At 69.2% G+C, this 23643-nt stretch carries 22 protein-coding genes, 1 tRNA gene and 1 pseudogene; 16 read left to right on the top strand and 8 right to left on the bottom strand.

The genetic code is table 11. The features are described 5' to 3' along the window. Positions 1-6 precede the first annotated feature (6 nt). The 3 genes from L2C96_RS38040 to L2C96_RS38030 all read left to right on the top strand — a co-directional run bounded on the left by L2C96_RS38040 (position 7) and on the right by L2C96_RS38030 (position 1706). Positions 7-666, top strand: a complete 660-nt coding sequence (locus tag L2C96_RS38040) for a GNAT family N-acetyltransferase (protein WP_027936383.1) — start codon at positions 7-9, stop codon at positions 664-666. 142 nt (positions 667-808) lie between these two features. Then, positions 809-1567 carry a divisome protein SepX/GlpR gene (sepX, locus tag L2C96_RS38035; protein ID WP_020421601.1) on the top strand — a complete coding sequence of 253 codons (759 nt, stop codon included), beginning with the start codon at positions 809-811 and terminating at the stop codon, positions 1565-1567. 66 nt (positions 1568-1633) lie between these two features. Next, positions 1634-1706 (top strand) — tRNA-Ala (locus L2C96_RS38030). Positions 1707-2589: 883 nt separating this feature from the next. Here L2C96_RS38030 and L2C96_RS38025 read toward each other — a convergent pair. The 4 genes and pseudogenes from L2C96_RS38025 to L2C96_RS38010 form a co-directional block, all read right to left on the bottom strand. Beyond that, positions 2590-3381, bottom strand: a pseudogene (locus L2C96_RS38025) (recombinase family protein); the annotation flags it as partial. Between the two features lie 163 nt (positions 3382-3544). Beyond that, entirely contained in the window at positions 3545-3838 is a 294-nt protein-coding gene (locus tag L2C96_RS38020; protein WP_110341528.1) for a recombinase family protein, read from the bottom strand. 71 nt (positions 3839-3909) lie between these two features. Next, entirely contained in the window at positions 3910-4416 is a 507-nt protein-coding gene (locus L2C96_RS38015) for a recombinase family protein (RefSeq protein ID WP_110341526.1), read from the bottom strand. A gap of 79 nt (positions 4417-4495) precedes the next feature. Next, a complete protein-coding gene (locus L2C96_RS38010; protein ID WP_110341524.1) occupies positions 4496-4675 on the bottom strand; it encodes a hypothetical protein in 180 nt (59 codons plus the stop codon). A gap of 786 nt (positions 4676-5461) precedes the next feature. Between L2C96_RS38010 and L2C96_RS38005 the strand changes: the two genes are divergently transcribed. The 3 genes from L2C96_RS38005 to L2C96_RS37995 all read left to right on the top strand — a co-directional run bounded on the left by L2C96_RS38005 (position 5462) and on the right by L2C96_RS37995 (position 6777). Then, a complete protein-coding gene (locus L2C96_RS38005; RefSeq protein WP_110341522.1) occupies positions 5462-5740 on the top strand; it encodes a helix-turn-helix domain-containing protein in 279 nt (92 codons plus the stop codon). A 174-nt stretch (positions 5741-5914) separates the two neighbouring features. Beyond that, complete coding sequence (locus L2C96_RS38000) at positions 5915-6316, top strand: hypothetical protein (RefSeq protein WP_146240091.1); 402 nt, start codon at positions 5915-5917, stop codon at positions 6314-6316. Beyond that, positions 6283-6777 (top strand): hypothetical protein, encoded by a 495-nt coding sequence (locus L2C96_RS37995; protein ID WP_110341518.1) that lies wholly within the window; start codon positions 6283-6285, stop codon positions 6775-6777. The genes L2C96_RS38000 and L2C96_RS37995 overlap by 34 nt, the downstream gene beginning before the upstream one ends. Before the next feature lie 29 nt (positions 6778-6806). Here the strand turns inward: L2C96_RS37995 and L2C96_RS37990 are convergent, their stop codons facing one another. Genes L2C96_RS37990 through L2C96_RS37980 form a run of 3 tightly spaced genes read right to left on the bottom strand, consistent with a single transcriptional unit; the run spans position 6807 to position 9524 of the window. Beyond that, entirely contained in the window at positions 6807-7601 is a 795-nt protein-coding gene (locus tag L2C96_RS37990) for a recombinase family protein (RefSeq protein ID WP_110341516.1), read from the bottom strand. Beyond that, entirely contained in the window at positions 7598-8539 is a 942-nt protein-coding gene (locus L2C96_RS44870; RefSeq protein WP_110341514.1) for a DNA methyltransferase, read from the bottom strand. The genes L2C96_RS37990 and L2C96_RS44870 overlap by 4 nt, the downstream gene beginning before the upstream one ends. Beyond that, positions 8532-9524, bottom strand: a complete 993-nt coding sequence (locus tag L2C96_RS37980) for a hypothetical protein (protein ID WP_110341512.1) — start codon at positions 9522-9524, stop codon at positions 8532-8534. The genes L2C96_RS44870 and L2C96_RS37980 overlap by 8 nt, the downstream gene beginning before the upstream one ends. A 626-nt stretch (positions 9525-10150) precedes the next feature. Here L2C96_RS37980 and L2C96_RS37975 point away from each other — a divergent pair. The 10 genes from L2C96_RS37975 (at position 10151) to L2C96_RS37930 (ending at position 22728) form a co-directional block, all read left to right on the top strand. Then, the gene (locus tag L2C96_RS37975; RefSeq protein ID WP_236808379.1) at positions 10151-11041 is read left to right on the top strand and encodes a hypothetical protein; all 891 of its coding nucleotides are present in this window, start codon (positions 10151-10153) and stop codon (positions 11039-11041) included. Positions 11042-11223: 182 nt separating this feature from the next. Then, positions 11224-11541, top strand: a complete 318-nt coding sequence (locus L2C96_RS37970; RefSeq protein WP_110341604.1) for a pilin — start codon at positions 11224-11226, stop codon at positions 11539-11541. A gap of 99 nt (positions 11542-11640) precedes the next feature. Continuing rightward, positions 11641-13647, top strand: coding sequence for a TrbL/VirB6 family protein (locus L2C96_RS37965; RefSeq protein WP_236808377.1), 2007 nt, complete (start codon positions 11641-11643; stop codon positions 13645-13647). Then, positions 13644-14891 (top strand): PrgI family protein, encoded by a 1248-nt coding sequence (locus tag L2C96_RS37960; protein ID WP_110341506.1) that lies wholly within the window; start codon positions 13644-13646, stop codon positions 14889-14891. Before L2C96_RS37965 ends, L2C96_RS37960 begins: the two co-directional genes overlap by 4 nt. Next, entirely contained in the window at positions 14888-16798 is a 1911-nt protein-coding gene (locus tag L2C96_RS37955) for a VirB4 family type IV secretion system protein (protein WP_110341504.1), read from the top strand. The genes L2C96_RS37960 and L2C96_RS37955 overlap by 4 nt, the downstream gene beginning before the upstream one ends. 55 nt (positions 16799-16853) lie before the next feature. Then, positions 16854-17699, top strand: a complete 846-nt coding sequence (locus L2C96_RS37950; RefSeq protein ID WP_110341502.1) for a GP88 family protein — start codon at positions 16854-16856, stop codon at positions 17697-17699. Between the two features lie 49 nt (positions 17700-17748). Continuing rightward, complete coding sequence (locus L2C96_RS37945; RefSeq protein WP_110341500.1) at positions 17749-20292, top strand: DUF8128 domain-containing protein; 2544 nt, start codon at positions 17749-17751, stop codon at positions 20290-20292. A gap of 126 nt (positions 20293-20418) precedes the next feature. Continuing rightward, positions 20419-21462, top strand: a complete 1044-nt coding sequence (locus L2C96_RS37940) for a replication-relaxation family protein (protein WP_110341498.1) — start codon at positions 20419-20421, stop codon at positions 21460-21462. Between the two features lie 3 nt (positions 21463-21465). After that, positions 21466-22422 carry a C40 family peptidase gene (locus tag L2C96_RS37935; RefSeq protein ID WP_110341496.1) on the top strand — a complete coding sequence of 319 codons (957 nt, stop codon included), beginning with the start codon at positions 21466-21468 and terminating at the stop codon, positions 22420-22422. A 39-nt stretch (positions 22423-22461) separates the two neighbouring features. After that, positions 22462-22728, top strand: coding sequence for a hypothetical protein (locus L2C96_RS37930; RefSeq protein WP_110341494.1), 267 nt, complete (start codon positions 22462-22464; stop codon positions 22726-22728). On the opposite strand, the gene L2C96_RS37925 is transcribed toward L2C96_RS37930, so the two are convergent. Further along, positions 22723-23067, bottom strand: a complete 345-nt coding sequence (locus L2C96_RS37925) for a hypothetical protein (protein WP_146240090.1) — start codon at positions 23065-23067, stop codon at positions 22723-22725. The two genes, L2C96_RS37930 and L2C96_RS37925, sit on opposite strands and share 6 nt — an antisense overlap. Positions 23068-23643 lie beyond the last annotated feature (576 nt).

Genomic DNA, 23643 nt, shown 5'->3' with positions numbered 1-23643 from the left:
TGTCCGGTGCAGCCAGCAGCGTATGACCTGGAGTCCCGCCACCCAGGGTGGCCGGCCCGGCTGGGCCCGATCCGGGTGGCGGCCGGTGACGTCGCGGTGCGGCCGATCCGCCTGCGCGACGCGGGCGACTGGAGCCGGATCCGGCTGCGCGACCAGGAGCACCTCGAGCCGTGGGAGCCGACCGGGCCGGGGCCGTGGCGCGACCGGAACAGCTACTGGTCGTGGCCCGCGCAGTGGACGGCGCTGCGGTCGCTCGCCCGGCGTGGCCAGTGCCTGCCGTACACGATCACCCTGGACGGTGAGTTCGCCGGTCAGATCACTGTCGGTAACGTGATCCGGGCCTCACTGCGCTCGGCGTGGGTCGGCTACTGGGTGTCCTCCTCCGTGGTGAAGGGCGGGGTCGCCACGGCGGCAGTCGCGCTCGTCGTGGACCACGCGTTCAGCTCCGCCGGCCTGCACCGCATCGAGGCGACCGTGCGGCCGGAGAACACCGCGAGCATCAAAGTGCTGACCAAGGCGGGGTTCCGGCAGGAAGGCCTGTTCAAGCGGTACCTGGACGTGGCCGGCGACTGGCGGGACCACTACTGCTACGCGATGACGGTCGAGGAGAGCGGACCGGGGCTGGTGGCGCGCCTGGTCGCCGCCGGACGCGCCGAATACCTGTGACCGGGTCCGTTACCTAACGGCGAGTTTTTCACCGGATGGCGTGACCCTTTTTCTGCTTCCGAGCGGCGTGGCTCCGTCCCATCTGTTACTCCTGTGACTAGCGTGACGACATGTAGCAGTGAACGGGGGAGGTGAGAGGGGATTGCCCAGCTCGCTGATCATCGTCGCCTTGGCCGCGGCCTGGCTCGTCGTGCTCGTGCCCATGGTCGCCCGCAAGCGCCAGGCGGTCACGCAGACGGCCGACGCCGAACTGGCCGCCCGCGTGGTCCGCAGTGGCGGCGGCGCAGACGACGTGGAGGAGGAGTTCGCGATGTCCGAAACCACCCAGCAGGTCGCTGAGGCCGACGACCGCGTCGACTACGACGACGTCGAAGAGTACGAAGAGGAGCCGGCGCGCCGGTACGAGCCGGTGTCCGACCGCCGCTACCGCCCCGGTCGCGGCGGGTTCGACCCGGAGGCCGCGGAGATCGCCGCGCGCGCCAAGTACGCGTTCCGCCAGCGGGTCGTCCTCTGCCTGTTCCTGCTCGCGGTCGTCACGGCCGCCGGAGCCGGGTTCCTGACCTCGTCGCTGTGGTGGCTGCACGGCGCGGTCGACCTCGTCCTGGTGGGCTACCTCGCCTACCTGCGCCGACAGGTGCGCATCGAGGCCGAGATCCGCCAGCGCCGCATGGCCCGGCTCGGCTCCCGCCCCGCGGCGCGCCCCGCCCGCCGCGAGCGCCCCGCCGAGGAGTTCGACGTCGTCGAGCCGCCGCGCGAGGTGCCCGGCGTCGAGCGCCGCCCCTCGCCCGCGTCGCGCCTCCGCGGCCGCGCGGTGGTCGTCGACCTCGAGGACGAAGACCCCGCGTTCCACGACCTGGACGACCCGGACCAGCTCCCGTTCCGGCGCGCGGTCGGAGAGTAGACCCCCTCGCCGACCGCCTCCGGGCACTTGCTATGCTTCTGGAGCTTCCTTCGGGAAGTCCAGTAAGGGGCTGTAGCGCAGTTGGTAGCGCGTCTCGTTCGCATCGAGAAGGTCAGGGGTTCGATTCCCCTCAGCTCCACCCTAGGGGTCTTACTAGAACAAGTGCCTGAATGAAGGCCACGAAGTAGGACCGTGACGCTTGACGGCGTGCAAGGACCACCCGCGTTGCGGGTGGTCCTTTTGTTTGTGTCCTCCGCGTTGGATGCGGCGGTCCGCTGACCTTGGATGGCGTGGAGTTCGCCGAAGGGTTCACGGAGCTCACCGTCTGTGATCTTGTCGTCCTCGATGTAGAGGGCGTGGAAGATCGCCTGGTTGAGGAGGCGGCGCTGTTGGTCGTTGCAGCGTCGGTACAGCTGGTCGGGCTGTTCGAGGAGGGCAAGGCTGGCGTTGACGAGCTGGGCGCTGTCGGTGAGGTCGGCGTTGGCTGTGTCGAGGCGCTCCTCCAGCCGGCGGCGCTCGCGGGCGATGTCGCGCAGCTTCTCCTTGACCTTGGTCCGAGGCAGCGTGCTGTCGGCGGCGAGGTCGATCAAGTTCTCCTCCTTCGTGTCGAGTTCCTTGAGCTGTGTGGTGATTTGCTTGCGCAGCAGGCGTGCGGACTTTTCCTGCTCGCCGAGCACGGCATCGATCTGGTCGCGCATGTCAGCGATGAACGGCTGGCTGAAGCGAATCGCGGAGTAGTGGCGCTCAACCGCGTCCTCGACGAGTGTGACGTTGACGTGGGGTGCTTGGCACAGCCCCTTTTGCCGGCCGCGGCAGAAAAAGTACAGGTACTCGGCACCCTTCGAGTTGATGGTCCGTTGGATGATCATCCGCCGCTTGATGCCGTCGCGTTGGCAGCGTCCACAGAACAGCGATCCCTTGAGGTAGTGGTGGTGGACGCGACGGCGTTCTTGTGCCGTCATGCGCGATTCGAGGATCTCCTGGACGGTGTCGAAGAGGTCCTCGTCGATGAGGGGCTCGTGTCGCCCCTGGATTTCTTCGCCGTCGTACTCGACGTATCCGAGGTAGTAGCGATCGCGCAGCATTTGCGAAATCTTGTTCTCGGAGACCTTCTTGGCTGGGTGTCGCCGGGTGGCCCTGGTGCGGAGGCCGCGGTCGTAGAGCTCGTCAGCCAGCTCTTCTTGCGTGTAGTCGCCGGTGGCGAAGAGCTCGAAACCCAGCTGGACAAAGGGCGCTCGTTCGGGGTCGACGATGATCGTGCGGATCACGCGGCCGTCGGAGTGGTCGATGTGGTTGAGGTAGCCGAGCTTCGCGCGGCCGAGCGTGCCGCCGTTGCGGGCCTTCTGGCCCATCTTGTAGGCGATGTCGGCACCGGACTGGCGGGATTGGTACTCGTTGAACGTGGCCAGGATGCCGTGCATCAGCTGGCCGACCGGGGTGTCGTCGATGGCCTCGGTGGCCGAGACCAGGGTGACGCCGCGCTTGCGCAGGTCTGCCATGACGATCGCGTCGTCGTAGCGGTTCCGCGCCATGCGCGAGAGCTGGTAGATGATGATGACGTCAACGTCGCCCTGGCTGCGCACCCGCGCGAGCATCTGTTGGAATGCTTCGCGCTTAGTCATCTCCATGGCTGAGCGTCCGGGCTCGACGTACTCGTCGATGACCGTGACGCCCAGGTCCCGCGCCTTGCGCAAGCACGCTTCCCGTTGGGCCGGAATGGAGATGCCTTCCGGGTTGTAGTCGGTCCGGACTTGCCCGGTCGAGGACACGCGCAGGTAGATCACTGCGCGAGTGCCGGGGGCAAGGTCGTCCATCGGCGGCTGGATGGGGATGGTGACGTCCTGCTGCAGTTCATCGATGAAGTCGGCATAGGCGCTGGTCATGACACCTCCTTCTGAGGGCGGCCTGGACGGAGGACCGTGCAACCGGCGAGTGGGTCCTGGCGGCTGGATCGCGCGCTCCCGGCGAGCGGCGAATTCATGGCCGGGTTGCTGTTTCTCGACGGCTGCGGAACCGCGCGAGCATGCGTCGGAACAGCTGGCGTTTCGGCCGTCGCCAGAGTCGAGCGTTTGGGTCGACGTACTCGTCGATGAGCCAGACGCCCAGTTCCCTGGCCTTGCGCAGACATGCCGCACGCTGGGCCGTGACGCTGTGGTCGGTCTCGGCCCGTCCGAGCGAGGCCACGCGCGTGTAGATCACCGCGCGGGTGGTGGGCGCAGGGGCATCCGACGGCTGGAGTTCGTTGTCCGAGTTGGCGTAGTCGGTGGTCATGACACCTCGTTACGAGTCGGTCTGGATGGGGATGTGCTGGTCGGCGCAGTGGGCCCCGGCGGGATTTGCAGTTACCCGGCGAGCGGTGACTCGTCGGCGGATTGCTGGTCGTGGCGACGACGGTCGCGACGATCTGCGAGTGCGCCGGTCTGCTCGATCTCCGCGACGGCACTCACCACGCGTACGAGGAAGAGGCCGTGCGCGGTCTCCGTGTCGAGGGCGGGATCAGCGGCCGAGACGACCCGCACGCCTCGGGACGTCAGCTCGTTGAGCACGAAGGCGAGGTGCTGCGTCTTGCGGGAAAGGCTGTACAGGTGGTTGACGACGAGCACGTCGATGACTCCGGATCGGGCTGCCGCCAATACCCGTTGCAGCCCAGGACGCTTCAGCGTGCCGCCTGATGCGTAGTCGCTGCTGCGGAGAGCGATGTGCCAACCGGGTTGGGCCGCGACGTAGGTCTGCAGGTGATCGCTTTCGCGGAGCGTGGGCCACCGCGGGTAGAGGCCGACGCGTACCAGCCGTCGAGTCCGTGGGTGTGCGGCCCGACGGCTGCGGGGATCGCAAGTGGCAGGCGGCATTGTGGTGAACCTTCCTTTCGAGTCATTGGCGAGTGGCTTCGATCCGCTGGGTTCGTTGCGCGAACGCGAACGCGCGACGTCATGCCGCGTCGCGGCGGTGATCGGGGTGGCTGGCGTCTGAGGTGCCTGGCTCGGCGGGCAGTGTTTGCTCGCTGGCTTCGGCCTGCGCCAGGTCTGCCGCGAGGCTGGCGACCACCCGCGCGAGCTTGCGCATGTCGGGGGGATCGCGGCGGACACCGCGCACCACCACGTTGCGCACAGCTCTGCTCGCGCCAACGCGCCGTCGGGGTTGCCTGCTCGGCGCGTTGACGGGGCTTCCCTGCTGCTCCTGGTCGGCCGGAGCAGGAACGTCGGCGCAGTTGTTGTCGGCCTGATCGGGGTTGCGAGGTTGAGCGCACATGAGCGCCCCCTTCGTGCCCGTGAAGCCCGCGGCTGGCGGAGGTTCACAGGGCTGCTGGTCGGCGACAGGAACCGTCGACACAGCGGGCACTCCCAGCTGCCGACACCTGCGGTCGCCGATCCGCGCGAAGCGGGTTTCGCGGCGATGCGGGCACGCACCATGACGTGCGTTGAATGAGCTGGGACCGCCAAAGCTGTCACGACCAACGGGCCTCTACTCCCCGCATGCGTCTGTGTGGGGCCGGCGCTCGTGGCCGTGTTGGACTCTTGCCGTTCGGTAGGACTGTGTGCCTTGCCGAACTGGTGCTGGGTCACCTCGTCAGCACGAGGTGGGCGGTCGACGCGAGTCCAGAAGATCGCTACCGGCGCTGACCGCGAACGGCGGCGCGTCGGCATGGCGATGAACGTGATGGGTGCCGAAGCACCTCCTCTCTGTTGAACCGGGGACAGGTGCGCCATTCAACTAAGGTAACACCTGAATAGATCTAGTGCAGCCTGTGTATCTCAAGTGTCATCTGTGCATGGGTGTGTGTCTGCTGAACACGCCGAACGTGCGGCGGCCGGCTTCGGTCGCCATCGGGGACACTGAGCGTCGGTTGGCGACGGCGCGAAGCGCCTCGGAGCGACGGGGACGGGACGGCAGCGGGTGCAGATCGAGTGGCGGCTGCGGAAAGTCATGGCCTCCCGCGACGTCTGGACGGCGACCCAGCTGCGCGAACTCCTCATCCAACGCGCCGGGTTCGAACTGTCCCTCCAGTCGGTTGACGTGCTGATCAAGAAGCAGCCGGTCCAGGTGAAAGTGGCGACCTTGCAGGCGCTGTGCACGACGCTGCGGTGCACGCCCAACGAGCTGTTCGGAATCGACACGCCACGCGATGTCTCGCTCGTCGAACCGGACACCACGGAGTCCCGCGGCGAGCAGTGAGCCCGCGGCGGCGAATGCGGCGACGGCCATCACGCGGCCCTCCCCAATACCTGCGGGGGACACGCTGTCCGCAAACAGTCCTGCCGAACCAACGTGGTTCGAATCAGCCGATACCAGCTGAGCGCGAAGCGCAGACAGTCCGCCGGGGACTCCGAAGATGAGGAAGTGGTGTGCGTGCGCGGCTGGCTGGATGCCAGCATGGTGGCCATGACGAAGCGTGCGATGTCCAAGGAGGGCGAGGAAGAAGCTCGACGGCTGGTGGAGTCGGTGCGCGGCGTGCCGGTAACCCCTTGGGACGAAGGTGGTGGTCGCGGCTCCAGGTACGACTTCAACATCGGCAAGGACGGCGCGCTGGAGGTAACCAGCCTGGCTGATGAAGGCGCGGAGGTCGTGTTGAGGCGTGCCAGCCGCGCAACGACATCGAGGCCCTCGTCTCGGTTGACCAGGACCTGGCTGGTGATGGTCGACATGCCGAACAACTTCGGACTGACGAGCGGAACACCGAGTTCCGCGGGCTGGCTGACCGGATCGAAGACCAACTCGTGGAGATGGAGCGCCGGGGCGAGTCGGAGATGAGTCGTTGGTCTTCTCGTGTCCAGGGCCTCTGTGATGATCCGTCGTGCCCGTTTCACGGCCTGGCGCGGTTGAGGGTGGTCTCGGCAACCGCGTTCGACGTGAAGGGCCTGCGTCCGCCGGAGATCTTCATGTCTCTGGCTCACGGGCAGGTGTGCCATGGCCCCAACGATCTGCCGGAAGCGATCGAGCAATGCCTGGCGGACAAGCCGGACAACTGGCGAAAGCTCCAAGTACCCGGCAAGGCTGATCGGCAGGTCTTCTTCTGGGCCCGGCAGAGTCGGTGGAGTGCGCTGCGCGCGTTGCGGATGGACGAGTTGCCCAGCCGTGCCCCGGACGTGGAGAAGTACGGGATCACCGGTGTGTGGGCGGGCATCCTCGGGCGGTGGGACAAGGCACTGTTTTGGTCGGTGACCACCGACTGGGTTCGCGTGCAGATAGATGAGAACGCTGAGTCGGCGTAAGGCGACGGCGAGGGTCCACCGACGGGAGGTCATGCCGCGCTCGGCGGGGAGTCGGCCGAGTCCGCCGCGCCGGACGGACCTTCAGCAGCGCCGGGCTGGGCGCGGTGGAAGGTGCGCTCGTCGACGAGTGGCTCGTGCACCTTCGGCGCCGAGGTGACCCATTGCTCGATGGGCGCCGGGCGGCCGGCGACGGTGCGAGCCCAGACCTGGCGCCCGGTGTACTTGACGTTGGTGACAACCCGCCGGACCCCCTTGGCGGTCCAGCGCCCGTTGGGCACAGGGGCGGGGTACTGGTGGGGGTCGCTGTTGAGTCGTGCGGCGATGACGGCGAACGTCATGCCGTGGTCGGCGCGCCAGGTGAAGATCTGTTTGACGACGGCGGCGGTCTGCCAGTCCGGGACGAGGACCGCGCGTAGTTTGCTGTGTCCGCTGGGGTCGGTGACCCGGATGCGCAGGGCTCGGTAGCCGTAGGGCGGCGGCCCGATTTGGTAGCCGGCGCGGACGAGTTCGACCATCGCCTGACGGGCGCGGCGGGTGGTCTCGGCGTGGTGCGCGGCGAGTGGGGCCCACTGGATTCGGTTGCCGCGGGCATCGACCAATACGTCGTCATCGGACTGGTCATCCGCTCGTGCTTCGGGGTCGACGGCGGTTGCACCCGACTGACTTGTCCACAGGTTTGTCCACAGGTGGGCCCACCATGGTGGACGGGTCTCGGCCACCGGTGTGCCGGTGCAATGGTGGTATGCGGCGGCGCGAAGCGCGGTGCGCTTGCGGCGGAACTCGGGGTGCCAGCCGCACTCGCGGCAGTACAGGCGGGTGGTCATGCCGCTCGCCTCCAGCCGGGGTACTCGGCGCCGTTGACGGCGGGCCGGATGACCTCGTCCTCGGTCGGCCACGGGGTGCCGGCTGCCGCGGCGGCGGCGAGTTCGGCGTCGTGGGCGAGTTGGAAGACGAGCACCTCGTGGTGCGCGGTGAGCGCGGCCAGCGTACCGGCGGCGCGGGTTCGGGCGGCGGCGCGGCGCTCGGCCAGTGAGGCGCGGGTGACCAGTCGGTTGCCGCGCAGTCCGGCGGTTAGTGCGATGCACCGCTCGACCGGGGACAGCCCGGCCGAGGTCGCGGCGGCGATGAGCGGGGTGGTCAGGTCGACCAGCGCGCCGTCCGGGTTCCGCAGGGGTCGCGTCACGATGGCGACGTGTCCGCCGGAGCGCAGCAGCGGCTCGCAGTAGAGCAGTGTCGTGGCGAGGTCGGCGAGGGCGGACTCGACCGGGTCGCGGTCCGGACCGTTCGCGCGGTCCGGCGCGGTGCGCAGGGTGGTCAGGACGAGTCCGACTCGCCCGATCAACCCGGCGGCCCGGACGGTCGCGAGCACCTTCGGTCGGGCGTCGAGGACCGAGCCGTCGCGCCACGCGCCCGCGGTCTTAGCGGCGGTGACGTTGGCGCGAGCGAGCGTCCACCACCGGGTGCGGGAGGTGAGTCCGAGCGCGTGACGGCCGGCGCGCAGTGCCTCAACGAGGACGGTGCCGGCGCCGCAGTCCGGGTCGAGAACGAGGTCGCCGGGACGGGTGTAGGTGGCGATCGCGTGGGCGGCGACGGCGGGCGGAATCCGGTCGATGTCGGTCTCGGTGCCGGACACACAGCCGGCGTCGCGCAGCTGCGCGAGCGGGTCGCGCTGGCCGGTGGGCCAGACCGACAGCGGCGGCATCGGCGGCTCCTCCCCCGGCGGCAGGGGGAGCGGCCAAGGCGACGTGGGGCGGTCAGTCATCGGAGGTCTCCTCCCCGTCGGCGGCGTCGGTCAGGGCCGGCTGGCGGGTGAACACCAAGAGGTCGTCATGCACCTGGGTGTGCCGAGCGGGCGTCGCGAGCGGGCGCGCTGGCCCCTGCGGTCGGGGGTGCGGGGCCGGGGTCGCGACCGCGAGGGCGCCGTCGCGGACGGGGACGCGCAGCAGGGCGATGCGATCGAGGTAGTGCAGTCCGGCGTGCTGCGCGGCGCGCACCAACGAGCCGGCGGGGTCGGTGAGCCGATCACGGGACCGGTCACTGTGAGTGATGACGGCGAGGGTGCCGGTCGGGGTGAGCAGACCGGCCCAGTCGGCCGGACGGAACCAGTCGAGGGTGCGCGGGTCGGCCGCGGTGATGACGAGGTCGTAGCGGTCCGGACCCGCGCCGGTCGCGGTCGAGTCCGGTCCGGGACGGCGGTGTGTCGACGGCCCGGCGGGCTGGTCGGTGGTCGGACTGTCGGTGCGCGGTCGGGGTCCGGACTCGGACTCGACCGACGCGTCAGCGGAGTGTTCGTCTACCGGGTCGGGGTGCGCGACTGCGGTCTGGGTTTGGACGCCGCGGCCGAGTCGGACCACCGTCCAGCCCGCTTCGTGTAGTCCGGCGTACGGGCCGGGCCGGGACTGGTTGCGGCCCCCGGTTGGCGACCACGACGAGGGTGGGGCGAGGTAGGGCGCGGGGTCGAGCAGGAGCACCCGCTGGCCGGGCTGGGTGTAGGTGGTGACGAGCTTGATGACCGCGGTCAGCAGCCAGTTGGCGAGCAGTCCGGTGCCCTCGCGGAGGTCGTCTTGCGCGCACGGCCAGACGGTGCTCGGCCGAGCGGGACGCCGGTGGCGCAGGTTGAGGCGCAGGGTGCGCAGGCGCGGTGTTCGCCGCCTGTGCGGTAGCGGGATCGGGACGGTCGGGGGGTCGGTCGGGCTGTGCTCCTGGGAGCCGTCTCCCGGTGAGTCGTGGCCGTGTGTCGGGGTCATCGCGGGTCTCCTCCGACGGATGGGTGCCGTGCGTTCTGACGCCCCTTAACTCCGTATTTCGACCCCGTTTTGGACACGTCCCGCCAAATTTCTTTGCACCGCCCACTCGGGCTAAGCGCGACTCGACGCGATTCGGACAGTTCTGCCAAAGCCGTGACTGAGGAACCGCTTGTCCGGTCATCCCGCGCCGCCGCGAACCGCTTCCTGGACCAGTCGCGGCCAGATTTTTCAAGATCTTTCCGGCGGTGCGATGTGGATCTCGCCGCTGGTCCGCATCGGAGCCCTTCGTGACTACTAGCGCCGTACTAGCGAGCGACTATAACCCCAGCTCAACGGCTACTAGAGTTGATCAACGATCGTAGTTGACCAAGCCCATTTTTGATCTTGGATCGACGCGTTCGCGAGGCGAAATAGTAGTTCGCTAGTAGCCCCGGAACGGTTTGCTAGTTGGCGCCTAGTAATGGCGTGGTATTTCCGTGGTATCGGTCGTGGCTTCCTGACGGCGTTGTTGTTCGCATCGACGCCGTGGGAGTCACGACATGGCAGCACAATCCGTTTTTCGTCGCCGTGGCGACGAGGCTGTCCCGAACTCGTTGGATATCGCGCGGGACACGTTTACCTGGCTGGTGACCGGGCCGCACCCGGTGTCGCTGAACGGCCGGCTCTTCCCCGGCCTGCCCGACCGGCACATCCCGCTGGACGAGGTCCGCGACCGGCTGCTGGCGCGCCGGTGCCCGCAGGCGACGCGGGACGCGGTGTGGGCGCATCTGGTGCTGCGCTCCCGTACTGAAGGAGCGACCTGGACGGTCGCCGCGGTCGGGGTCGCACTGCCCGCGCTGACCTCGGTCGCGGCCACCCTGTCCGATCGGTTCGCCGGCGATCCGGCCGATGTTCACGCCGAGGTGTTGCGCGGCTTCCTGACCGCGTTGTCGACCATCGATCTGCGTCCGCCGCGGATCATGCTGCGACTGCGGTGGGCCGCCTACCGGTCCGGCTACGACGCGCTCGCCGAGGCGCTGGCGGGTCCGACTCCAGTCGCGCCGGGCTTCCGATCCACCCCGCCACACACGCCGTGGGGACACCCGGATCTAGTCCTCGCTCGCGCGGTCGCGGACGGAGTCCTGACCCAGACCGAGGCCGCACTCATCGGGGCGACCCGGTTGGAAGAGGTGTCCGTCGCGGACTGGGCTGCGGCGCACCAGACCGGCGAGTGGGCGGTCTACAAGACGCGCAAACGCGCCGAGCTCCGGCTCGCCGCGTACCTGCGCGACGGTGCCGCCGAGACCGATCCGACCGACCCGCTGACCGACCAGGTAGCCACCGCGTTGGCCCTCGCGCGCCCGGTCTCGCCGGTCCGCGACTTGCCGCTGTCGTCACTGTCCGTGTCCGTCGCTGACGCGGAATCGGGGCAGAAAGTTCAGGGTCGCGTGTCCAAAACGGACGCGAAATCCGGAGTTCAGGGCTGCGGGACACACCCGCGCTCAGCCCGACCTTCGGAGGTGCCCCAATGCGCCTGATCGATCGATTCTTCCCCGCCGCGAGCGGACCGCGCAGCGCCCGCCTCGACGGCAATCCGCAGCCGCCAGCCGAGGCCCCAGCGTCGAGCACGCCGGACCATGTCACCGGCAGCGAGTCGACCAGTGCTCCGATCATTACGCCGGAGGACTGGACCCCGGTCCGCCCCCGCCGCTGGTCGCACGTGGTGCTGATCGTCGAGCTGGCGATCCTCGCGCTGTTGGCGTCGGCGTCGGCGGCGCACGCCGACACGATGGTCGTCGCCCTCGCGGACTCGGTGACCACGGTCCTGAACAACGTCCGCAACTGGATCATGGGCATCTTGGCCGGTCTGGCCACGGTGTTCCTGTCCATCGGCGGCGTCCGCTACGTGATGGGCGGCGGCGACCCCGGCGAGGTCGAGAAGGCCAAGACCGCGTTCAAGTCCGCCGGGTGGGGCTACGGCCTTGCGGCGCTCGCGCCGCTGGTCGTGGAGATCCTCAAAGGGATCGTGGGGGCCTGACCGATGGCCGTCAGCACCCCGCCCACGGTTCGCCCGTACCGCCGGTCCGGCGGCCCGGTCGCGACCGCTGCCGCCGGACGAATCGACGGGGACCGAGCGATGCTCTCCCCGGTCTCCGACGCCAGCGCCGACCGGCCGCCGGCTGGTCGGCCGCGGCGCTGGCGCGCGGGCTGGATGCTGGCGCTGAGCATCGTCGTGCTCCTGGTCGGCGTCCTCGCGGTCAGCGCGTGGGCCTCGCCCACTGCGCCGCAGCAGCCCCCGCCGCAACCACCGTTGCCGATCCCGACGGTGGATCCGTGCACGCCGGGTTCGCCGCTGCCGGTCTGCCAACTGCCCGCGCCGACCACTACCAAGCCGCTGCCCACCGCGCCGCTGCCACTCCCGACCGGGGTGCCCGCGCCGACGACATGCAGCTTCCCCGGCCAGGTCGGCTGCACCTCGTCCACGCCGACCACGACGCCGAGCCAGCCGTGCACGGGTGAGGACTGCATCCCGCAGCCGACCACGCCACCACCGAGCACTGGTCCGCAGCAGCCGGGCACGGGCAGCGGCGAGGGCGACTCGGACTGTGGGATCACGGACATCGGGGCCTGCATCACCGAGGCCATCAACGGCGCGTTCCGCAGCATCGTCGACGCCGCGCTCTCGCCGATCCTGGAGCTGATCGGGCACACCGCGCTGTCCACGCCGACGATCAGCGACCTGCCCGGCATCGGCGAGTTGTGGAACAACTCCTGGGAGCTCGTGGTCGCCGCCTACGGCCTGCTCATCCTCCTCGGCGGCATCCTCGTGATGGGCCACGAGAGCGTCCAGGCGCGCTACTCGATCAAGGAGATCGGGCCGAGGATCCCGATCGCGTTCATCGCCTCGGCGCTGTCGCTGTTCTTCACCGACAAGCTCATCCGACTGGCCAACGGCCTGACCCTGGGCATCCTCGGCGACGGAGTCAACGCGCCCTCACTGGGCAACACCCTCAAGGACGCCGTCGCCGGCATCCAGACCGGCGGACTGTTCATCATCCTGGTCGGCCTGGTGCTCGTCGTGGTCGGCCTGGGCCTGCTGGTCGTCTACGTGGTCCGGATCGTCATCACCCTCGTCTTGATCATCTCTGGCCCCCTGTTCCTGATGTTCCACGCGCTGCCACACACCGACCCGCTGGCTCGCTGGTGGTGGAAGGCGATCACCGCGACGCTGGCGATCCAGGTCGCTCAGGCCCTGGTGCTGATCACCGCGGTACGTACGTTCCTGTCCGGCGGCGTGAATCTGTTCGGCTCGACGCTGTCCGCGCTCGGCACGCTGGTCGCCGCGATCGCCCTGTTCTTCATCCTGTTCAAGATCCCGTTCTGGCTGTTGAAGGCGGTCAAGGTCAGCAACGGCCGCTCGTTCCTCGGCGGTCTGGCCCGCGCCTACATCGCGGCGAAGACCTTCGGCATGGTCGCCGGGAAGACCGGCGCGCTCGGCAAGGTCGGCGGCGCCGTCGGTGCGAAGAGCGGCGGGGGCGGTGGCGGCGGTGGGGGCCGCGGTGGCGGTGGGTCGGCGGACCCGCCGTGGCCCGCGCAGCCACGCCTCGCGCCCACCCCGGAGATGGTCAACAAGCGGCTCAAGGCGGCCCATGACGCCGAGCGCGCCCGCGCGGCCCGCCGGTCGCGGCTGCCGTCGCAGGCGCCGCAGTTCCTGCAGCCCTCACCTCAAGACACCACTCACGACCCCGCCGTCACCCCGGCGAACCAGGGACCAGCCATGCCTCCTGAGTTCAGTTCCGCACCCACGCCCGCCACGCCGATCTCACCGCCGCGGCGGGGACCTCGGCCCGGATCGGCGCCGCAGTTCCAAGCCGCTGGAGGGCCACGTCGACGCGGCGCCACCCCACCGCCGGCCCGCCCGATCCGCACCGCGTCGGTGCCCCCGCAGTTGCAGTTCCGGCCCGCCACGCCACCCGCGCCGGAGCCGTCGTCGCCACCCAGGTCGGCGTCCGCTCCTGCCGCGCCGGTGTTCCGGCAAGCCCAGCCCAAGCCGCGCATCGGGGACGCCTACCGGCGTACCCAATCGGTTCCGCCGCCGGTGTTCCGCGCACCGAAACCCGCCCCAGGAGGTGAAGGGAAATGAGTCAGCCGGTAAGGATTCCCGCCGACGTCGATCGCGAGGACCGCGTCATCGGTCCGCTGACCGCGCGGCAGCTGCTCATCCTCGCCGTCACCGGGATCGTGCTGTACGGGGCGTACACGCTCACCCGCGAGTTCGTGCCGCTGGTGGCGTTCCTCATCGTCGCCATCCCGATCGGGGTGACCGCCGCGTTCCTCGCGCTCGGGCAGCGCGACGGCATTCCCCTCGACCGGTTGGTGCTGGCCGCGCTGCGGCAGCGGTTGAGCCCGCAGCACCGGGTGGCCGCGCCGGAAGGCATCCGGCCCGTCCCCGAGTGGCTGGGCAGCCAGGTCGCGAACACCAGCAGCACGGGCCGCGCCAAGCGGAAGGACAGCGCGGGCGGCGCGGATGCCGCGGCATCGACGGTCTCGCCGGCCGCGCTGCGGCTACCCGCCGAAGCGGTCACCGACACCGGTGTCATCGACCTCGGCAAGGACGGCGTCGCCGTGGTCGCGGTCTGCTCCACGATCAACTTCGGGCTGCGCACTCCGGCCGAGCAGGAGTCCCTCGTCGCCTCCTTCGGGCGCTACCTGCACAGCTTGACGGCACCGGTGCAGGTGCTGGTGCGGGCGGAACGGCTGGACCTATCCGGGCAGATCGCCGAGCTCCGCGACCAGGCCGGCGGTCTGCCGCACCCGGCGCTGGAACGGGCGGCGCGCGAGCACGCCGAGTACCTCGACCAGCTCGGCCGCGCCACCGATCTGTTGCGCCGTCAGGTGCTGCTGATCCTGCGTGAGCCGCTGCTGACCACGGGGCCAGCCGACGGGCTCGGCGGCGCCTCACCGCTGGCCGCGTTGACGGCGAAACGCCGGGCCGCCAAGCAGGCCGCCTTGGTCGACGACGCCACCCGGCGCGCGGCCGAAGCCCGGCTGGTCCGCCGGCTCGGCGAGGCGGTCGAGCTGCTCTCCCCGTCGGGGATCGTGGTCACCCCGCTGGACGCCGGACAGGCCACCGCGGTGCTCGCCGCAGCCTGCAACCCCGACAGCGTGATCCCGCCGAACTCCGGTCTCGCCGGCTCGGACGAAGTCATCACCACCGCCCCAGACGAGGGCTGGGACGCAGGTGCGTTCGGCCGCGCAGCGTTCCCTGCCGACGGCGAGTTCGGCGAGGCCGAGGACGCCTGGGACGACGGCCCTGACGACGGCTTCGACGACACCGCCGAGGACCCCGACGACTACGCCAACTCCGCGGGGAGGTACCGCCGATGAAGACCACAGCCAAGCGCCACGGCCGGAAGGCCCAGGCCATGCAGCCGCCGCTCGGGCGGGCCAGCGCGTTCACCCCGGACGCCATCTCCGTGCGCCCCCGCGCGCTGGAAGTCGGCGGCGAATGGGTCGCCAGCTTCGCCGTCGTCGGCTACCCGCGCGAGGTCCACCCCGGTTGGTTGCAGCCGCTGCTGACCTACCCCGGACGGGTCGACGTCTCGCTGCACATCGAGCCGATCGACCCGGTCACCGCCGCGAACAGGCTCAAGAAGCAGCTGTCGAAACTGGAGTCCGGCAGGCGGCACACGAGCGAGAAAGGACGGTTGATCGACCCGCACGTCGAAGCCGCCACCGAGGACGCCTACGACCTGTCCGCCCGAGTCGCTCGCGGCGAAGGCAAGCTCTACCGGCTCGGGCTGTACCTGACCGTGCACGCCCCCACCGAGGAAGCCCTCGGCGATGAGGTCGCGGCGATCCGGTCGCTGGCGGCGTCGCTGCTGCTGGACTGCAAACCGACCACGTACCGCAGCCTGCAGGGCTGGATCACCAGCCTGCCCATGGGCCTCGATCTGGTCGGCATGCGCAGGACGTTCGACACCAGTGCGCTGTCCGCGGCGTTCCCGTTCACCTCGCCCGACCTGCCGCCTCCGGACCCGACCTCGGTCGGTGCACCCAGCGGTGTGCTCTACGGCTTCAACGTCGGCAGCCAGGGCCTCGTGCATCACGACCGGTTCGCTCTGGACAACCACAACAGCGTGATCCTCGGCCGCTCCGGCGCGGGCAAGAGCTACCTGGTGAAGCTGGAGTTGCTGCGGTCGCTGTACCGCGGGATCGAGATCCACGTCATCGACCCCGAGGACGAATACGCCCGGCTGGCCGCCGCGGTCGGCGGGACGTACGTGCACCTCGGCGCCGAGCAGGTCCGGCTCAACCCGATGGACCTGCCGATCCACACCCGCCCGGACGGCCGGCGCACCGCGCCGCGCGACGCGCTCATCCGACGCAGTCTGTTCCTGCACACCGTGATCGCGGTACTGCTCGGCGCTGAGCTCGAAGCGACCGAACGGGCGGCGCTGGACCGGGCGATCACCGCGACCTATCAGCGCGCCGGGATCACCTCGGATCCGCGGACCTGGACCCGCCCGGCTCCGCTGCTGGCCGACCTCGCCGAGGTCCTTGCCGACGCCGGAGATCCCGCCGGGGTGGAGCTCGCGGCGCGGCTGCACCCGTACGTCACCGGCGCGTTCTCCGGCCTGTTCTCCGGCCCGACCTCGACACGCCCCGAAGGGCACCTGGTGGTGTTCTCGCTCCGCGATCTCGCCGACGAACTCAAGCCCATCGGCACGCTGCTCACCCTGGATGCGGTGTGGCGGCAGGTCTCCAACCCGGCCATCCGCAAGCCCAGGCTGGTCGTGGTCGATGAGGCGTGGTTGCTGATGAAGGAGCCCGCCGGTGCCGAGTTCTTGTTCCGGATGGCCAAGGCGAGCCGCAAGCAGTGGGCCGGCCTCACGGTCGCCACCCAGGACACCGCGGACGTGCTGGGTTCGGACCTCGGCAAAGCCGTCGTCGCGAACGCAGCCACGCAGATCCTGCTGCGGCAAGCCTCCCAGGCGATCGACGAGATCACCCGCACCTTCGACCTCTCGCTCGGCGAGCGCCAGTTCCTGCTCTCCGCCGACCGCGGCCAAGGTCTGCTCAGCACCGGGACGCAGCGGGTGGCGTTCCAGTCCATCGCCTCGCCGGTCGAGCACGAGTTGGTCACGTCCAACCCCGCGGAAATCGCCGGGTATTCCGACGCCTCGTCGGGAATCGAGAACTCCTTCGTCGAACTCGGCGCGGACGATACCGCAGGAATTGCGGACTCGTTCGACGACGGCGACGCGTCGCAGATCGAACTCGACGCCGCCTGACCGCCTCGCTCGCAAGCGCTAATCCGTTCACATCGAATCGCACCTAGGGGATCCCATGTCTACGTCATTGCCCATTTCCGCCACTGTTCGCCGGCCCGCTCGGCTGCTGACGCAAAACAGCGAGATGCGTCAGATCGGCGTGTGGAACTGGTCGCTGCCGGCCTGGGCCGGGCGACTGCCCGATGGTCGTACCTATAACACCTGTCTCAGCGCTGGAATCTGCGCTCAGGCGTGCTACGCGCGGCACGGCACCTACACCTGGCCGGTCGTCCGCGCCAAGCACCAGGCGAACCTGATGTACGTCCTCGACGATCTGGCCGGCTGGCAGGCCGCGATGGTCGCCGAACTCGGCGCGGCCAAGTTCTGCGGCGCGTGGATCAGAATTCACGACAGCGGTGATTTCTTTTCCGACTCCTATCTTCAGGCATGGCTGGATATTTGCCGGGTTCGACCTGACACGAATTTCTACGCCTACACCAAAGAGGTGTCCCGGTTCCGGACGCTGGTCGAGCCTGACCCGCCGCCGAATTTCCTGTGGGTCTACTCGTATGGCGGGACACAGGATGTCGCGCTGAATCCTGCCGTCGATCGGGTCGCGGATGTGTTTCCCGACGAGTCCGCGATCGCCGAGGCGGGCTGGGCCTCGCAGGAAGCCAGCGACCTGCTCGCGGTCCTGGGCCCGCGGCTGGTCGGTGTGCCGGCCAACCGCATTCCCACCTATCTCAAGCGGCTGGCCGGGCGCCGGTTCTCCGAGTGGCAAGCCGAGGTCGACGCCGACCGCGCCGCCCGCCGAGGCCGCCGGCACCTGCGGCTCGTCGTCGACAACACCCGTCCCGACCAGAGCCAGCAGCCCACGGCCGAGGCCAGCACGACGCAGGCCGACCAGCCACGCGCTGCGTGACCGCAGCTCGCGCCCGTCCCGTCGACCGCTTTGCGTGGGGAGGTTCCCGATGTCCTGGCCAACCACTGCCACACCCCTGTCCGCCCTCGTCCCTCCGCGGGTCGAGCAGGCCGCGGACGGGCTCGCGTCACCGGTCGGCGACTACCTGCGTGACCCGCTCGGCGCCTTCGAGAACGTGCTGGCGCACCTGCGCGACCTTGCCCTCACGTGGGGCCCGATCGTCGGGCCGGTGCTCGCGGTCGTCGTCACCGCCGCGGTCGTCGCGCGGCGCCGGTGGCGCCGCCGCTACCACCAGCGCCTGGCCACCGATGCCCGCCTGGTCACCGTGCTCGCGCCACCGACGGTCGACCCCACGGGCGCGATCACCGTGTGGTCCAACCTCGTCGGCTTGCTGCGTCCCGGTTGGCTGCGCCGCTTCGGCGGGCAGCCGCACCTGGCCTTCGAGCTGACGTTCACCGACGACGGTGTGCAGATCCGCCTGTGGGTGCCCGGCCTGGTGCCGCCCGGCATGGTCGAGCGCGCGATCGAGGCCGCCTGGCCCGGCGCGCACACCCGCACCACCCTCGCCAAGCCGCCGATCCCGACCACGGCGGCAGCGGGCCGGCGCGTCGAAGCGGCCGGCGGTGAACTGCGGTTGGCCCGCTCGGAGGCGCTGCCGATCCGCACCGAGCACCCGGCCGACCCGATCCGGGCGATGCTCGGCGCGCCGGTCGGGCTCGGCCCGCACGAGCGGGCTTGCGTGCAGATCCTCGCCCGCCCCGTCGCCGGCCACCGGGTGACCAAAGCCCGGCGCGCGGCGCGGCGGGTGCACGCGGGCGGGTCGGTCCACCTGGTCGGCCGGCTGCTCGACGCCATCACGCCGGGCAAGACCCCGAAGCGGTCGACCAGCACGCGGACACCGGGCCTGGATCGGCAGACCAGCCTGGAGTACGCCGCCCAGGACCGCGCGGTCGTGGAGAAGCTGCGGGCGAACCAGTTCGAGACCCGCATCCGCTACGCCGTGGCCACCACCGTGCCCGAGGACGTCACCTCGGGCGAGGTCCAGGCGGTGCGGGAGGTGCTGCGGGGCCGCGGGCACGCGATCGCCTCGGCGTTCGCCGCCTACTCCGAGCACAACTACTACCGCCGGGTTCGGATCCGCCGCGACCCGGTTGCCGTGTTGGCCGAACGCCGCCTGGGCAAGGGCGACCTGCTGTCGATCCCGGAGCTGGCCGCGATCGCGCACCTGCCGATCGACGAGTCCACACCCGGCCTGCAGCGGGCCGGCGCGAAAGCTGTGCCGCCCCCGCCGGGCATCGCCACGATCGGCGAGCAGATCAAGCCCCTGGGGCTGTCGGACTCCGGGCACTCTCGCCCGGTCGGCCTGCACGTCGCCGACGCCCGCCACCACCTGCACATCCTCGGCGCCACCGGCTCAGGCAAGTCCGAGCTGATGGCCCGGATGATCCTGGCCGACGCCGAGGCCGGCCGCGGTGTCGTCGTGGTCGACCCGAAGGGCGACCTGGTCAGCGACATCCTCATGCGCCTGCCCGAGGAACTGGGCGAGAAAGTCGTGCTGTTCGACGCCGACTCCCGAGCCCGCCCGCCGGTGCTCAACCCGTTGGAGGGAGCTGACAAGGCCCGCGCGGTCGACAACCTCGTCAGCATCTTCTCCCGGATCTACGCCTCCTCGTGGGGGCCGCGCACTGACGACATCCTCCGCGCCGGGCTGCTCACGCTGACCGCGATGCCCGGCACGCCGACCCTGGTCGACCTGCCCAAGCTGCTCACCGTGCCGGCGTTCCGGCAACGAGCCTGCGACCAGATCGACGACGAGGTCCTCAAGGGCTTCTGGTCCTGGTACGACGACCTGTCCGAAGCCAGCCGCGCACAAGTGATCGCGCCGCTGATGAACAAAATCCGCGGCTTCCTGCTGCGCCCGTTCGTCCGCGCCGCCATCGCCGGTGGAACGTCCACTATGGACATGGACGAGGTGCTCAACACCGGCGGGATCTGCCTGGTGCGCATCGCTCGCGACGCGCTGGGGATGGAAACCGCGCGATTGGTCGGCTCCATCGTCGTGGCCCGCACTTGGCAAGCGGCCACCCGCCGGGCCCGCGTCCCGCAGCGTCAACGCCGCGACTGTGGGCTGTACGTGGACGAGTGCCACAACTTCTTGAACTTGGCCTATCCGTTGGAGGACATGCTCGCCGAAGCCCGTGGTTACCGGCTCTCCATGGCGTTGGCGCACCAGTACCTCGGGCAGCTACCGAAGGAGCTCGAAGAGGGCATCAGCACCAACGCCCGCAGCAAGATCTTCTTCAACGCCAGCCCCGAGGACGCGAAACGACTCTCGCGGCACACCATGCCGCGGCTTTCTGATCACGACCTGTCCAACCTCGGCGTTTACCACGTCGCCGCCCGGCTCGTCCTGGGTGGCGAGGAAGCACCGCCGTTCACCGCGGTGACCGAGAAGCTTCCGCCCGCGATTCCCGGACGCGCCAAGGCGATCCGCAAAGCTGCCAGGGTCAACACGCGCCCGCCCGTCACCGACGCCGACGCCGCAACGCGCCACGCGGATCAGCCCACTGTGGACCCGCGCCGCGCGGCCTGACTCGCCGAATCCCGTTTTCCCGCAACGCATGCGGGCTCACTGACTGCGCACGTCCGCTCCGGTGATGCCCGCATGCGTTGCCCTTCGCCTTCCCCATTCCGGCCAACGCCTGGGAGGTGCCTACCCATGATCTCGAATCCCACGCCTCAGAGGGCATTGCGCGGGCACATGCCCCAGCGCCCCACACCACGGGCGGCCACCACCGGGGAGCACCATGCCCAGCTCGCCGGGCGGCTCACCCTCCGGGACCGGTGGCTGGCCCGGATGCTGAACGAACACAAGGTCTTCACCACCCAGCAGATCGTCGAGCTCTGCTACCCGACCATGCGCGCGGCCAACCACCGCCTGCTCGACCTGTTCAAGTGGCGCGTCGTCGACCGCTTCCAGCCGTTCGTCAGCTCCGGCACCGCCCCGATGCACTACGTGCTCGACATCGCCGGCTCCGTGGCGCTCGCCTACGAGGACGGTCTCGACCCCAAACAACTCGGCTATCGCCACGAAGACGCCATCGGCATCGCCCACTCCCTGCGACTCGCGCACACCGTGGGCGTCAACGGCTTCTTCACGAGCCTCGTCGCACTGAGCCGGGAGCCCGGTGCCCGCGGACGCCTGACCGCGTGGTGGTCCGAACTGCGCTGCGGCCGGCTCTTCGGCGACATGGTCCGCCCCGACGCCTACGGCCGCTGGCGCGAAGACGGCCACCAAATCGAGTTCTTCCTCGAATTCGACTTCGGCACCGAGGACCTCGGCAAGCTCGGCCGCAAGCTGCACGGCTACGAAAAGCTCGCCACCGCAACAGGAATCACCACACCCGTCCTGGTGTGGCTGCCCACCAACCGCCGCGAAACCACCGCGCGCAGGGCGCTCGCCGACGCACTGTCCCAGTTGGACCGGCCCGCGCTCGTGCCTGTAGCCACCAGCGCTGCAGATGTCGCGGGTGTGGCCAGCGAGAACGACCCCGCCGTCGCCCGGTGGCTGCCGATTACCGGCCCGGCGTCACGACGGCCGGGCCGGCTGCGGCTCGCCGAACTCGCCCAGCTCTGGCCCCACACAGACCCGCCCACCACGGCGCCGTCCTCGACCGCGGCCAAGGCCCAGCAGGCGTCCACGGAACTGGCCGCACCGGACCCACTTCCACCACCGCTCCCCACCAGCCGCTTCCGGAGGTGACCCATGAAGATCGCCGTTGCCGCTGTCGCGGCCATCATCGCCATCCCCATCCTCATCGGAGGTGTCGGCAAAGCCATCGTCAGTGCCCTGTTCGGCACCGGTGGCACCGAGCCGAGCCAGGCCGCGATCGCCGAGATCCCCAACGACTACCTGTCGCTCTACCGAGCCGCAGCCACCGTGTGCCCAGGGCTGGACTGGACAATCCTCGCCGCCATCGGCGACGCCGAATCCAAACACGGCCGCGGCTCCGGCGACGGCATCAAGGAAGGCGAGAACCACATGGGAGCCGGCGGCCCCATGCAGTTCCTGAAACCGACCTTCGACGGCGTCATCACACGCCACACGATCCCGCCCGGAGGCGCCAACCCACCGTCACGCTACAACCCACACGACGCCATCTACGCCGCCGCGTTCTACCTGTGCGATTCCGGAGCACAGAAAGACATCCGCAAGGCACTGTTCGCCTACAACCACTCCGAGGAGTACGTCAACGGCGTTCTGGCACAAGCAAAACGCTACGGCACCGCCACCGTCGGAACCGGCGACTGCAACAAGATCCAGGCACCCAACCCGGCCGCGATCATGGCGATCAACTTCGCCTGCGGCCAACTCGGCCTGCCCTACGTCTGGGGTGGCAACGGACCAGCCGGCGGACACGCCGGCTTCGACTGCTCCGGCCTCACCAAAGCCGCCTACAACGCCGCCGGCATCAACCTGCCCCGCACCGCGCAAACCCAGTACAACGCCGGTCCACTGGTGCCCGCCGGCCAACCGCTGCTCCCCGGCGACCTGGTCTTCTACGGAACACCCGGCAACGTCCACCACGTCGGCTTGTACATCGGCGCCGACAAGATGGTGCACGCCCCGACCTTCGGCCAGCCGGTCCAGGTCAGCAACTACCGCTGGAACGGGGACGACTATCTCGCGGCGAGCCGTCCTGCGGTCGATCCTTGGCTCTAGTGCGCCGGTACGGTGAGTTCGAGCGGAGCCGAGGGAGCCATGGAGCAGGAAACCGACCTGTCGTCAGAGGAGCTGGAAGCGCTAGGCGACTGGCGCGCCTTGCTGGAAGAAGTGGTCCGGCTTGACCACGAGTACCACCTCAGCGCAAACCTTCACCCAGACGACACACGGTCAGAGCGGGAAGCAGCACTGTTGGAACTGCTGCAGGCTCGTTTTCGTGGCTACCCGATCATCCAGCGCGCAACCGTCCAGAACTTGGATGGTACGTCGCACAAACAGCACGACATTGTGTTCGCAGATTCATAGGTGCCGCCGCATCGCGTCCTGCGAAACGGCAGAGCACTGATCGTCCCACGCAGCGTGCACGCAGCCATCGAGGTCAAGAGCACCTTGGATTCGAAGAGCCTGGTTGCCTCCCTGGATCACCTCGCCCAGCTCAAACGCGCTGCGCGGTGTGATGTCGAAGGCACGTTCCAGGTGATCATCGGGGATCGTGAGTTTCCGTATGTGCCGATCAGTGGTGGCGTTTTCGCCTACCACAGTGATCTGCGCTTGAGTCTCATTGCTGAGCGGATTCGTGACTGGGCCGGGCGAAACCCTCACGAACTGTGGCCCAACTTCGTCACGATCTTGAACCGAGGTCACCTTGGGTGGGTAGACCCTTCGAGTGGTGAGGTCCGCACAACGCCGCACCGGGACGACGTGCCGATGTGGTACGAGCCGACTGATCCCTGCGGTCCGCTCGTCGGACTCGTGTACACACTTGAAGGACTCAGCCGTTGGTGGCGCGCACCCGGTACGCCGTGGCTGCCTCTTCCAAGGCCGATCCCACGACGCACTGTGGGAATGAAGATTGGCCGCCCCGTCCGACCCGTCGGTGTGCCTGAACCCGAAGATTGCGACTGCCTGTGCGTTAACTGCCACCCTTACGGCCGCATGAGCTTCGAGCAGCAACGGCAGACTTGATCCGATCAGAGCGGCAGGGTGCTGTCGTATCAACTATTGCTGAAGACCAGACGAGGTTATTGGGCCTCGACGCTCTCTGCGGTCTGCAGAGATTGGTTTCTCGTTCTTTGAACTTGAAGTACATCGAGAAGCTGATTGCGGCAGCAACGAAACCGCTAAGTGCGGCAGCGCACCAAAGTAGCGGCGAGGAACCCGCCTGAGGGTCTGTCAAGAAGCTGGTGTAACTGATCTTGTCGGTTCTACTTCTTGTTCGTG

The organism is Amycolatopsis tucumanensis, from assembly GCF_021654135.1.
Classification (GTDB): Bacteria; Actinomycetota; Actinomycetes; order Mycobacteriales; family Pseudonocardiaceae; genus Amycolatopsis_E; species Amycolatopsis_E tucumanensis.
Note: the sequence above shows the minus strand (reverse complement) of the source record. Positions and strands in the feature narration are given on the sequence as shown.

Excerpts from the sequence above, each read along its gene's own strand:
- L2C96_RS38020 (WP_110341528.1), bottom strand. The coding sequence starts at position 3,838 with ATGACCACCGACTACGCCAACTCGGACAACGAACTCCAGCCGTCGGAT.
- L2C96_RS37990 (WP_110341516.1), bottom strand. The coding sequence starts at position 7,601 with ATGACCACCCGCCTGTACTGCCGCGAGTGCGGCTGGCACCCCGAGTTC.
- L2C96_RS37955 (WP_110341504.1), top strand. The coding sequence starts at position 14,888 with ATGAAGACCACAGCCAAGCGCCACGGCCGGAAGGCCCAGGCCATGCAG.
- L2C96_RS37950 (WP_110341502.1), top strand. The coding sequence starts at position 16,854 with ATGTCTACGTCATTGCCCATTTCCGCCACTGTTCGCCGGCCCGCTCGG.
- L2C96_RS38015 (WP_110341526.1), bottom strand. The coding sequence starts at position 4,416 with ATGCCGCCTGCCACTTGCGATCCCCGCAGCCGTCGGGCCGCACACCCA.
- L2C96_RS37940 (WP_110341498.1), top strand. The coding sequence starts at position 20,419 with ATGATCTCGAATCCCACGCCTCAGAGGGCATTGCGCGGGCACATGCCC.
- L2C96_RS37960 (WP_110341506.1), top strand. The coding sequence starts at position 13,644 with ATGAGTCAGCCGGTAAGGATTCCCGCCGACGTCGATCGCGAGGACCGC.
- L2C96_RS37980 (WP_110341512.1), bottom strand. The coding sequence starts at position 9,524 with ATGACCCCGACACACGGCCACGACTCACCGGGAGACGGCTCCCAGGAG.
- L2C96_RS37945 (WP_110341500.1), top strand. The coding sequence starts at position 17,749 with ATGTCCTGGCCAACCACTGCCACACCCCTGTCCGCCCTCGTCCCTCCG.
- L2C96_RS37930 (WP_110341494.1), top strand. The coding sequence starts at position 22,462 with ATGGAGCAGGAAACCGACCTGTCGTCAGAGGAGCTGGAAGCGCTAGGC.
- L2C96_RS44870 (WP_110341514.1), bottom strand. The coding sequence starts at position 8,539 with ATGACTGACCGCCCCACGTCGCCTTGGCCGCTCCCCCTGCCGCCGGGG.
- L2C96_RS37965 (WP_236808377.1), top strand. The coding sequence starts at position 11,641 with ATGCTCTCCCCGGTCTCCGACGCCAGCGCCGACCGGCCGCCGGCTGGT.
- L2C96_RS37935 (WP_110341496.1), top strand. The coding sequence starts at position 21,466 with ATGAAGATCGCCGTTGCCGCTGTCGCGGCCATCATCGCCATCCCCATC.